Annotated in this window: 12 protein-coding genes and 1 pseudogene; all 13 read left to right on the forward strand. The window is 70.7% G+C overall.

All coding sequences use genetic code 11. The annotated features are described in order from the left end of the window. The first annotated feature begins 20 nt into the window (after window positions 1–20). The 13 genes and pseudogenes from fmt (at window position 21) to lgt (ending at window position 9950) form a co-directional block, all read left to right on the forward strand. A complete protein-coding gene (gene fmt, locus L2X99_RS05355) occupies window positions 21–938 on the forward strand; it encodes a methionyl-tRNA formyltransferase (protein ID WP_236124680.1) in 918 nt (305 codons plus the stop codon). Further along, window positions 935–2377, forward strand: coding sequence for an RsmB/NOP family class I SAM-dependent RNA methyltransferase (locus tag L2X99_RS05360; protein WP_236135724.1), 1443 nt, complete (start codon window positions 935–937; stop codon window positions 2375–2377). The genes fmt and L2X99_RS05360 overlap by 4 nt, the downstream gene beginning before the upstream one ends. Next, a complete protein-coding gene (rpe, locus tag L2X99_RS05365; protein ID WP_236124679.1) occupies window positions 2374–3042 on the forward strand; it encodes a ribulose-phosphate 3-epimerase in 669 nt (222 codons plus the stop codon). Before L2X99_RS05360 ends, rpe begins: the two co-directional genes overlap by 4 nt. Beyond that, complete coding sequence (locus L2X99_RS05370; protein WP_236124678.1) at window positions 3039–3302, forward strand: phosphoribosyl-ATP diphosphatase; 264 nt, start codon at window positions 3039–3041, stop codon at window positions 3300–3302. Before rpe ends, L2X99_RS05370 begins: the two co-directional genes overlap by 4 nt. Before the next feature lie 39 nt (window positions 3303–3341). Continuing rightward, a complete protein-coding gene (hisG, locus tag L2X99_RS05375; protein WP_236124677.1) occupies window positions 3342–4184 on the forward strand; it encodes an ATP phosphoribosyltransferase in 843 nt (280 codons plus the stop codon). After that, a pseudogene (gene hisF / locus L2X99_RS05380) lies at window positions 4184–4944 on the forward strand (imidazole glycerol phosphate synthase subunit HisF). The gene hisG and the pseudogene hisF overlap by 1 nt, the downstream one beginning before the upstream one ends. Then, window positions 4941–5297: a phosphoribosyl-AMP cyclohydrolase gene (hisI, locus tag L2X99_RS05385; RefSeq protein ID WP_236124676.1), complete on the forward strand. Its 357-nt coding sequence runs from the start codon at window positions 4941–4943 to the stop codon at window positions 5295–5297. The pseudogene hisF and the gene hisI overlap by 4 nt, the downstream one beginning before the upstream one ends. Window positions 5298–5463: 166 nt before the next feature. After that, window positions 5464–5877 carry a Trp biosynthesis-associated membrane protein gene (locus tag L2X99_RS05390; RefSeq protein WP_236124675.1) on the forward strand — a complete coding sequence of 138 codons (414 nt, stop codon included), beginning with the start codon at window positions 5464–5466 and terminating at the stop codon, window positions 5875–5877. A gap of 43 nt (window positions 5878–5920) precedes the next feature. Beyond that, window positions 5921–6151, forward strand: coding sequence for a DUF6704 family protein (locus L2X99_RS05395; protein WP_236124674.1), 231 nt, complete (start codon window positions 5921–5923; stop codon window positions 6149–6151). Further along, complete coding sequence (gene trpC / locus L2X99_RS05400; protein ID WP_236124673.1) at window positions 6151–6927, forward strand: indole-3-glycerol phosphate synthase TrpC; 777 nt, start codon at window positions 6151–6153, stop codon at window positions 6925–6927. Before L2X99_RS05395 ends, trpC begins: the two co-directional genes overlap by 1 nt. Then, entirely contained in the window at window positions 6927–8135 is a 1209-nt protein-coding gene (gene trpB / locus L2X99_RS05405; protein WP_236135910.1) for a tryptophan synthase subunit beta, read from the forward strand. The genes trpC and trpB overlap by 1 nt, the downstream gene beginning before the upstream one ends. Further along, window positions 8132–8935, forward strand: coding sequence for a tryptophan synthase subunit alpha (gene trpA, locus L2X99_RS05410; RefSeq protein WP_236124672.1), 804 nt, complete (start codon window positions 8132–8134; stop codon window positions 8933–8935). The genes trpB and trpA overlap by 4 nt, the downstream gene beginning before the upstream one ends. Before the next feature lie 10 nt (window positions 8936–8945). Further along, window positions 8946–9950, forward strand: a complete 1005-nt coding sequence (gene lgt / locus L2X99_RS05415) for a prolipoprotein diacylglyceryl transferase (RefSeq protein WP_236124671.1) — start codon at window positions 8946–8948, stop codon at window positions 9948–9950. Window positions 9951–10036 lie beyond the last annotated feature (86 nt).

The raw sequence follows: 10036 nt of genomic DNA on the forward strand, positions 1-10036 counted from the left end.
TCACCCTCCGGAGCACCTTCATGCGCCTCGTCTTCGCCGGCACCCCCGAAGCGGCGGTCCCCGCACTGCGGGCACTCGCCCCGCTGCACGACATCGTGGCGGTCGTCACGCGCCCCGACGCACCGCTCGGGCGCCGTCGCGTGCTGACGCCGTCGCTGGTGGCCCAGGCCGCTGAGGAACTCGGCATCCCCGTGATCAAGGCTGCTCGGCTGGACGCCGAGGCGACCGCCGCGATCACGGAGCTGCGGCCGCAGCTCGGTGTGATCGTCGCGTTCGGCGGCCTCGTCCGCGAGCCGCTGCTCTCCGCTCCGGAGCACGGCTGGATCAACCTGCACTTCTCGCTGCTGCCGCGCTGGCGCGGCGCCGCCCCGGTGCAGCGCGCGCTGATCGCGGGTGACGAGGAGATCGGAGTGAGCGTGTTCCGTCTCGTCCCCGAGCTGGATGCCGGCGACGTGTACGGCATGCGCGCTGTGGAGCTGCCGGCGCACACCACGGCAGGCGATGCGCTGCAGATCCTCGCCGCGGACGGTGCCGCCCTCACGGCCGAGGTCGTGGCGGGAATCGCCGCGGGAAGGGCTGAGGCGGTCCCGCAGTACGGCGAGCCGACCTTCGCGCCCAAACTCGTCCTCGACGACGGCCGGCTGGACTGGGCACGGCCGCTCGAGGAGGTCTATGCGCGATTCCGCGGCATCACGCCGGAGCCGGGCGCACACACCGAGGTCGCGGGCGCCCGGCTCAAGATCCTCGAGGCGGTGCCGGCGCCGGATGCGGAGCCGCTGGAACCCGGGCGGATCGCAGGCGAGAAGCGTCGCATCCTGATCGGCACCGAGACGGCACCGCTCGCCGTGACCCGCGTGCAGCCCGCGGGCAAGGGGGCGATGCCCGCCGCGGACTGGTGGCGCGGTCAGCGCGACGAGACTCTGCGAGCGGGCGCATGAGCGGCCAGGAGCGCCGTCCGCAGCGCGGCCGCAGGCCGCAGCGGTCCGCCGACCGTCGCGGTGCCGACCGAACCGTGCAGCCCGCCCGCGCCGTCGCGTACGGGGTGCTGCGCGCGGTCACCCAGTCGGACGCCTACGCGAATCTGCTGCTGCCGAGCAGCATCGCCGAGGCGGGCCTCGATCAGAAGGACGCCGCACTCGCCACCGAACTCACATACGGCACGCTGCGGCGCCGGGGGACCTACGACGCGATCATCGCCGCCGCAGCCGGCCGTCCCGCGTCCGAGATCGACCCGGCCGTGCTCGACGCGCTCCGTCTCGGCGCGCATCAGCTGCTGTCCACCCGCGTCGCCGGGCACGCGGCGGTGAACGAGTCGGTGAATCTGGTCGCCTCGGAGCAGGGGAGAGGGGCGGCGGGCTTCGCCAACGCGGTGCTCCGCCGCATCGGCCGGGACACCCCCGGCGCCTGGCAGCGGGCGATCGAGGATGCCGCGCGCTCCGACGACGAACGGCTCGCGCTGCGCACCTCGCACCCGGTGTGGATCATCCGGGCACTTCGGCGCGCCCTCGCCGCTGAGGGCCGGGCGGACGAGCTCGACGAGCTTCTCGCCGCCGACAACGCCTCGCCCGAGGTGACACTGGCCGCACTGCCCGGTCTGGCCGATCCGGGCGAACCGCGCCGCCCGTACGCGCCGACCGCGTACGGGTCCCCCGGGGGCGACCCCCATCGCATCGTGGCGGAGGCGAAGGGCACTGTCCGGGTGCAGGACGAGGGCTCGCAGCTCGTCGCACTGGCCCTGGCAGCGGTGCGCCCGGTCGTCGAGGGGGAACGTTGGCTCGATCTGTGCGCGGGCCCGGGCGGCAAGACCGCGCTCCTGGCGGCGATCGCCCAGGAGCGCGGTGCGGTCCTCGAGGCCAACGAGATCGTGCCGGCTCGTGCCGGGCTGGTCCGCAGCGCGCTGCGCGCGGTACCCGGAGACGTCGTGGTCCATGAGCAGGACGGCCGCATTCTCGCGGCATCCCGCCCCGATGCGTTCGATCGCATCCTCGTCGACGCACCGTGCACCGGTCTCGGTGCGCTGCGTCGCCGGCCGGAGGCGCGCTGGCGCAAGACGCCGGCGGATGTCGCTGAGCTGGTCGCTCTGCAGACCGAGCTTCTCACCGCTGCGGTCTCCGCACTCGCCCCGGGTGGAATCGTCGCCTACGTGACCTGCTCGCCGCACCTCGCGGAGACCACCGGCGTGGTCTCGGAGGTGCTGCGCGACAGTGCCGAACTTGTGGAGATCGACGCCCGCGCGATCCTCTCCGACGTCTCCCGCTCGCCGATCGACCTGCCGAGCGACGGCAGCGGGCGCGTGCAGCTGTGGCCGCACCGCCATGGCACCGACGCGATGTTCCTCGCGCTGCTGCAGCGCCTTCCCGAAGGAGAGAGCCGATGAATCCGCGCATCAATCCGAGCATCCTCGCCGCCGACTTCGTCAACATGCAGTCCGAACTGGCCCGCATCGCCAGTGCCGACTTCGCACACGTCGACGTGATGGACAACCACTTCGTGCCGAATCTGACCTTCGGGCCGCAGATGGTGGAGCGCATCCAGGAGACCAGCCCGATCCCGCTCGACGTGCACCTGATGATCACCGACCCCGAGCGCTGGGCCCCTGGCTACGCCGAGCTCGGCGCGGCGAGCGTGACGTTCCACCTCGAGGCGGCTGACGACCCTGTGGCGCTCGCGCGCCGGCTGCGGCAGATCGGTGCTCGCGCCGGCGTCGCGATCAAGCCCGGCACGGCGGGGGAGCCGCTGTACGACATTCTCGACGAGTTCGATCAGATCCTGGTGATGACCGTCGAGCCGGGCTTCGGCGGCCAGGGCTTCATGCCCGAGACCATGCCCAAGCTCCGTGCACTCCGAGAGGAGGCGACGCGCCGGGGCGCCGACGTGTGGCTGCAGGTCGACGGGGGCATCTCCTTCGACACCATCGGGCAGGCCGCCGAAGCCGGGGCCGACACGTTCGTCGCGGGTTCGGCGGTGTACGGCGCCGACGACGTCGAGGCGGCCGTCACAGGTCTTCGGGACCGGGCACGCACGGCTAGTCTGGAATCGTGAAGACTTTCGACGAGCTGTTCGCCGAGCTGACCGAGACGGCGCGGACCCGCCCCGAAGGATCGGGGACGGTCGCGCAGCTCGACCGTGGCGTGCACGCCATCGGCAAGAAGGTCGTCGAGGAGGCCGCCGAGGTGTGGATGGCCGCCGAGTACGAGTCGAAGGACGACGCTGCCGAGGAGATCTCGCAGCTGCTGTACCACCTGCAGGTGATGATGCTGGCCAAGGGCCTTGACCTCGAGGACGTCTACCGACATCTCTGAGCGCGTCCGAAACAGACCCGTTCGACTCGAAGGATCCCCATGCTCCGCATCGCCGTTCCGAACAAGGGCTCGCTGTCCGAGACAGCAGCCGAGATGCTCGCGGAGGCCGGCTACACCGGCCGTCGTGACCCGAAGACCCTGCACGTCATCGACGCCGACAGCGACGTCGAGTTCTTCTACCTCCGTCCCCGTGACATCGCGACCTACGTCGCATCCGGCGCCCTCGACGTGGGGATCACCGGACGCGACCTGCTGCGCGACGTGCGACAGGATGACGCCCGTGAGATCGAGCAGCTCGGTTTCGCCCGCTCGACGTTCCGCTTCGCCGCGCCGCCCGGGAAGTACTCGACCGTTCAGGACCTCGAGGGTGTGCGCGTGGCATCCGCCTATCCGGGCCTGGTCGACGACTTCCTGCGCGAGCAGGGCGTGAACGCCGTCCTCGTCCCGCTCGACGGCGCTGTGGAGTCGGCCGTCAGGCTCGGCGTCGCGGATGTGATCGCCGACGTGGTGGAGACGGGCACGACGCTGCGGCAGGCGGGTCTGGAGATCTTCGGGCCGGTGATCATCGAGTCCGAGGCTGTCCTGATCAGCAGACCGGGCGAGGTTCCCGGCACGTCGCGCCTGCTGCGCCGTCTGCGCGGCGTCATGGTGGCCCGTCGCTACGTGCTCCTGGACTACGACCTCCCTGCGAGCCTGGTGGATCAGGCGACGGCCATCGCCGGCGGGCGCGAATCCCCGACGATCTCCCCGCTGCGCGACCCGGAGTGGGTGGCGGTGCGCGTGATGATCCCGCGCAAGGGCATGAACCAGGTGATGGACGACCTGTACGCACTGGGCGCGCGGGCGATCCTCGTCACCGCGATCCACGCAGCGAGGCTCTGATGGCACTCGCCTCCCGCGTCATCCCCTGCCTGGACGTCGCCGCCGGCCGCGTCGTGAAGGGCGTCAACTTCCAGAACCTGCGCGATATGGGCGACCCCGTCGAGCTGGCGGCGCACTACGCCGCGCAGGGCGCCGACGAGATCACCTTCCTCGACGTCACCGCGACCGTGGATGCCCGTGCCACGACCTACGACGTCGTGCAGCGCACCGCCGAGCAGGTGTTCGTGCCGCTCACGGTCGGAGGCGGCGTGCGCAGCACGGAGGACGTCGCCCGCCTGCTCGGTGTCGGCGCCGACAAGGTCGGCGTGAACTCCGCCGCGATCGCGCGCCCCGATCTGGTCGACGAGATCGCCGATCGCTTCGGCGCGCAGGTGCTGGTGCTCTCCTCGACGTCAAGCGCGCCGGCGGCACGCCCTCGGGATTCGTCGTCACGACGCACGGCGGCCGCACCGAGACGACGCTGGATGCTGCGGTCTGGGCCCGGGAGGCCACCGAACGCGGTGCCGGCGAGCTGCTGGTCAACTCGATCGACGCCGACGGCACCAGGGACGGATTCGACCTGGAGCTGATCCGGCTGATGCGCGAGGTCGCCTCGGTGCCGGTGATCGCCTCCGGCGGCGCGGGCCGGGTGTTCGATTTCCCGCCCGCGATCGCCGCGGGTGCGGATGCCGTGCTCGCCGCGAGCGTGTTCCACAGCGGACTGCTCACGGTCGGCCAGGTCAAGGACGCGCTCCGCGACGAGGGCGTGGTGGTCCGGTGAGCGTCGACGAGCAGGTCGCGAACGTGGCGTGGAACGCCGACGGGCTCGCCCCGGTGATCGTGCAGCAGTGGGACACGCGCGAGGTGCTCATGCTCGCCTGGGTGGATGCCGAGGCGCTGCGACGAACGCTCACCACGGGACGGGTCACGTACTGGTCGCGCTCGCGCCGGGAGTACTGGCGCAAGGGCGACACCTCGGGCAACATCCAGATCGTGCGCGGCGCGCAGATCGACTGCGACGGCGACACGATACTGCTGCAGGTGGACCAGACCGGCGCGGCGTGCCACACAGGGACGCGCACGTGCTTCGACGGCAGGGACCTCGACGCCGTGATCGGAGGCGAGCAGGCGTGAGTGCCCGTGGCCGCCTCATCGCCGTGCTGGGCTTCCTGCTCGCCGGAGGAATCGGCGTGATCTCGGCCACCCAGACCTGGCTCACCGTGACCCGCGTCGACGGCTCGGAGCCGATCCTCGTGGCAGGCTCCGACGCCGTCGCTCTGCTGGCCCCCTGTCGCTCGCGGTGCTCGCACTCGGCGCGGCGCTCTCGATCGTCGGATCCGTACTCCGCTACATCTTCGCCGCCCTGGCGGCCGGGGCAGCCGTCGTGCTCGGGATCGCCACGCTTCCGCTGGTGACCGCACCGCCGCTGACCGTCGTCGCCGGCGTCGTCGCCGAGAAGACCGGCCTGGCGGGCGACGACGCGCTGCACGACCTCGTCGCGGCGATCACGCCGACGGCCTGGCCGGCGATCGCGCTGTGCTGCTGGGTGCTGCTGCTCGCGGCCGCGGTGTTCACCGCCGTGACCGCGCGGCGCTGGAAGAGCGGCGGACGCCGCTACCGCACCGACGATGCCCCGCACGAGACGACTCAGGGGCCGCTCGACGCCGTCGACTCCTGGGACGACCTGTCGCGTGGCACCGATCCGACCCGCTGATCCCGATAGACTGACCGTACGCCGACCACCCCGGAGGAAGAACATGAGCAACTCGATCGCAGACCCTGGACACGGACATTCGCCTGCCGCGTGGGCCGCGGTCGTGATCATGCTGGTGGGCTTCGCCCTCGGCACGCTGTTCTTCTGCCTCCACCAGCCCGCTCTGGTGTGGGCCTCCGTCGTCGTCATCGTCATCGGCCCGATCGTGGGCTGGGCGATGGCCAAGGCCGGCTACGGGGTGAACGGGCCCAAGTACTCGCCGAAGGCGCACTGATGGTCCTCGCCGACCTCACGGCCGGCGCAGTCGAGGATGCAGAGCGTCGCGCACTGACCCGGCCCCTGGCCGACGTCGAGCGCGACGCACTCGCGCGCCCCGCCGCTCGCGACGCTGTCGCGGCACTGGCACCCGCCGAGCGGGTGAAGATCATCGCCGAGGTCAAGCGGGCCAGCCCGTCACGCGGTGCCCTGGCCGAGATCCCCGATCCCGCCCACCAGGCCGCCCTCTACGAGCGGGGCGGCGCCTCGGCGATCAGCGTGCTCACCGAGGAACGCCGGTTCGGGGGCTCGCTCGCCGATCTCGAGGCCGTCACCGCCCGGGTGTCGCTGCCGGTGCTGCGCAAGGACTTCATCGCCACGCCCTACCAGGTGCTCGAGGCCCGTGCGGCGGGTGCCGACCTGGCGCTGCTCATCGTCGCGGGTCTGCCCGCGAAGACTCTGCGTGAGCTCTACGCGCTCATCCTCGAGCTGGGGATGACCCCGCTCGTCGAGACGCACGATGGAGAGGAGCTCGAGCAGGCGATCGACCTGGGTGCGAAGCTCATCGGCATCAACGCCCGCAATCTCAAGACGCTGGAGCTTGACCGCGATCTGTTCGGCCGTCTGGCGGATCGGATCCCTGCGGGCTCCATCAGGATCGCCGAGTCCGCGGTGCTCGCACCCTCGGACGTCGCGCGTTACCGTCAGGCGGGCGCCGACGTGGTGCTCATCGGCGAAGCGCTCGTGACCGGCGACCCCGTCGCCACCCTGAACAGCTTCCTGGAGGTCGGATGATGAGTCTGCGCGACCAGCCCGGTCCCTTCTTCGGAGACTTCGGCGGGCGCTACATGCCCGAGTCCCTCATCGCCGCGATCGATGAGCTCACCGAGGCGTACCACGCGGCGATCGCCGACCCCGGGTTCCGGGCCGAGCTCGCGCAGCTGCTGAGCTCCTACGCGGGCCGGCCGTCCGCGCTCACCGAGGTGCCCCGTTTCGCGGAGCACGCCGGGGGAGCGCGGATCTTCCTCAAGCGTGAGGACCTGAACCACACCGGTTCGCACAAGATCAACAACGTGCTCGGACAGGCGCTGTTGACGAAGAGGCTCGGCAAGACCCGCGTGATCGCCGAGACCGGCGCCGGTCAGCACGGCGTCGCCACGGCGACCGCCGCGGCCCTGTTCGGCCTGGAGTGCACGATATACATGGGCGAGGTCGACACCGAGCGGCAGGCGCTCAACGTCGCCAGGATGCGGCTGCTCGGGGCCGAGGTCGTGCCGGTGACGACCGGCTCCCGCACCCTGAAGGACGCGATCAACGACGCGTACCGCGACTGGGTGGCCAGCGTCGAGACCACCAACTACATCTTCGGCACGGCGGCCGGCCCGCATCCGTTCCCCGCGATGGTGCGCGACTTCCAGAAGATCATCGGCGAGGAGGCCCGCGAGCAGCTGCTGGCCGACGCCGGACGGCTGCCCGATGCCGTCATCGCGTGCGTGGGCGGCGGATCCAACGCGATCGGCATGTTCGACGCGTTCCTCGACGATGCATCGGTGAAGCTCTACGGCGTCGAGGCGGCCGGCGACGGCGTCGACACCCCGCAGCACGCGGCATCCATCGAGCGCGGACGGCCCGGCGTGCTGCACGGCTCGAAGACCTACGTTCTGCAGGACGAGGACGGCCAGACCATCGAATCGCACTCGATCTCCGCCGGGCTCGACTACCCGGGCGTCGGACCGGAGCACGCCTGGCTGGCCGACATCGGGCGGGCGGAGTACATCCCCGCGACCGATGACGAAGCCATGCAGGCGCTGCGGCTGCTGAGCCGCACCGAGGGGATCATCCCCGCCATCGAGTCCGCGCACGCCCTGGCCGGCGCGCTGCGCATCGGACGGGAGCTCGGGCCCGACGGGCTCATCGCGGTCTGCCTCTCCGGGCGAGGCGACAAGGACATGGACACCGCGGCGCGATACTTCCATCTCTACGACGAGGGGAGCGCCGAGTGAGCCGCGTCGAGGACGCCATAGCCAAGGCGCACAACGAGGGACGCGGCGCATTCGTCGGCTATCTGCCGGTCGGCTACCCCGATCTGGAGACCAGCATCCAGGCCGCGATCACGCTCGCGCGCAACGGTGCGGACGTCATCGAGCTCGGCCCGCCGTACAGCGACCCCGTGATGGACGGCCTGGTCATCCAGGAGGCCACGCAGCACGCGCTGGCCGCCGGGTTCAAGATACGCGATCTCTTCACCGCGGTGAGGGCGATCACCGACGCCGTCGACGTTCCCGTCCTCGTCATGACGTACTGGAACCCCGTGCTGCAGTACGGCGTCGACCGCTACGCGGACGATCTGCTCGCCGCCGGCGGCGCAGGTCTCATCACGCCCGACGTCACGCCGGAGGCGGCAGGGGAGTGGATCGCCGCGAGCGAGCGGACCGGGCTGGATCGGGTCTTCCTGGCGGCGCCGACCTCCACAGACGAGCGTCTCGATCTCGTCGTCTCGTCATCGACGGGCTTCGTGTACACGGTCTCGACGATGGGCATCACCGGTGAGCGCGCCGAGCTCGACCGCGCCGCGCGCATCCTGGTCGAGCGCCTGAAGGCGCACGGCGCGAACAACGCCTGCGTGGGCATCGGCATCTCGAACGCCGGGCAGGTGAACGGCGTCGCCGAGTACGCCGACGGTGCGATCGTCGGCACGGCGCTGGTGCGCGCACTCCGCGACGGCGGTCTGGAACGCCTCGCCGAGGTCACCCGCTCCCTCGTCGCGGGCACGCCGTCCGCACAGTTCTCCCTCGACAATTAGAATCGGTCTCATGTCCCTCAGCACCTTCTCCGGCGTGCTCGCCAGCATCCCGAGCCCTCCGAACAACAGCTTCCCGGTCGGACCGCTGACGATCCACTACTACGCCCTGTGCATCATCGCGGGCATCATCGCGGCGGTCCTGCTGACAAACCACCGCCTCACCAGGCGCGGTGCCGAGAGGTGGGTCGTCATCGACATCGCGATCCTCGCGGTGCCGTTGGCGATCATCGGCGCACGGATCTTCCACGTCCTCACCCACCCGAACTTCTACTTCGGACCGGGCAAGAACACCTGGAACCCGTTCGAGCCGGGCTCGGTCTGGGCGATCTGGGAGGGCGGCATCGCCATCTTCGGGGCACTGATCGGCGGTGCCGTCGGCGCATGGCTGGGCTGCAGGTGGACCGGCATCCGGTTCTGGACCTTCGCCGACGCGCTCGCGCCGGGCATGCTGCTGGCACAGGCCATGGGCCGCTTCGGCAACTGGTTCAACCACGAACTGTTCGGCCTGCCGACCGACCTGCCCTGGGGCCTGGAGATCGAGCAGAGCAACCCCGCCTTCCCGCCGGGACTCGCTGAGGGCACCCTGTTCCACCCCACATTCCTGTACGAGGTGATCTGGAACGGACTCGGCGTGATCTTCCTGCTCTGGGCGGGCAAGGCGCTGCGTCTGCAGTGGGGCAAGCTGTTCGCCCTCTACCTGATCTGGTACAGCGCCGGACGCATCGTCTGGGAATCGATCCGGATCGATCCGAGCGAGATCATCCTGGGCCTGCGCAGCAACGTCTGGGCCGCCATCATCGGCGTGATCGTGGGCATCGTGATCATCATCGTGCAGACCCGCCGTCACCCCGGCGTCGAGCCCTCGCCGTACATGCCGGGGCGCGCGCCCAAGGCTGAGGTACAATCGGACGACCCCGACTCCTTCGTCGACGTGAGTGAGCCTCCCGCCGAAGCGATCAACACCGGAGCCACCGCCACCAGCACGGCTCCGAGCATCGAAGAAGCCGCCCGATAAGGCACCTTCGCCCCCACGGGGACAAATCGCACTGAAAGCGGGCCAACGTCGTCCCCGGTCTCATCCGAGAGCAGTGTCAACTGAGA

It is taken from the genome of Microbacterium sp. KUDC0406 (assembly GCF_021582875.1).
GTDB lineage: Bacteria > Actinomycetota > Actinomycetes > Actinomycetales > Microbacteriaceae > Microbacterium.

Bases quoted from the DNA above. Each gene is read 5' to 3' on its own strand.
- lgt (WP_236124671.1), top strand. From the start codon at position 8,946: ATGTCCCTCAGCACCTTCTCCGGCGTGCTCGCCAGCATCCCGAGCCCT.
- rpe (WP_236124679.1), top strand. From the start codon at position 2,374: ATGAATCCGCGCATCAATCCGAGCATCCTCGCCGCCGACTTCGTCAAC.
- L2X99_RS05360 (WP_236135724.1), top strand. From the start codon at position 935: ATGAGCGGCCAGGAGCGCCGTCCGCAGCGCGGCCGCAGGCCGCAGCGG.
- fmt (WP_236124680.1), top strand. From the start codon at position 21: ATGCGCCTCGTCTTCGCCGGCACCCCCGAAGCGGCGGTCCCCGCACTG.
- hisG (WP_236124677.1), top strand. From the start codon at position 3,342: ATGCTCCGCATCGCCGTTCCGAACAAGGGCTCGCTGTCCGAGACAGCA.
- L2X99_RS05395 (WP_236124674.1), top strand. From the start codon at position 5,921: ATGAGCAACTCGATCGCAGACCCTGGACACGGACATTCGCCTGCCGCG.
- trpB (WP_236135910.1), top strand. From the start codon at position 6,927: ATGAGTCTGCGCGACCAGCCCGGTCCCTTCTTCGGAGACTTCGGCGGG.
- trpC (WP_236124673.1), top strand. From the start codon at position 6,151: ATGGTCCTCGCCGACCTCACGGCCGGCGCAGTCGAGGATGCAGAGCGT.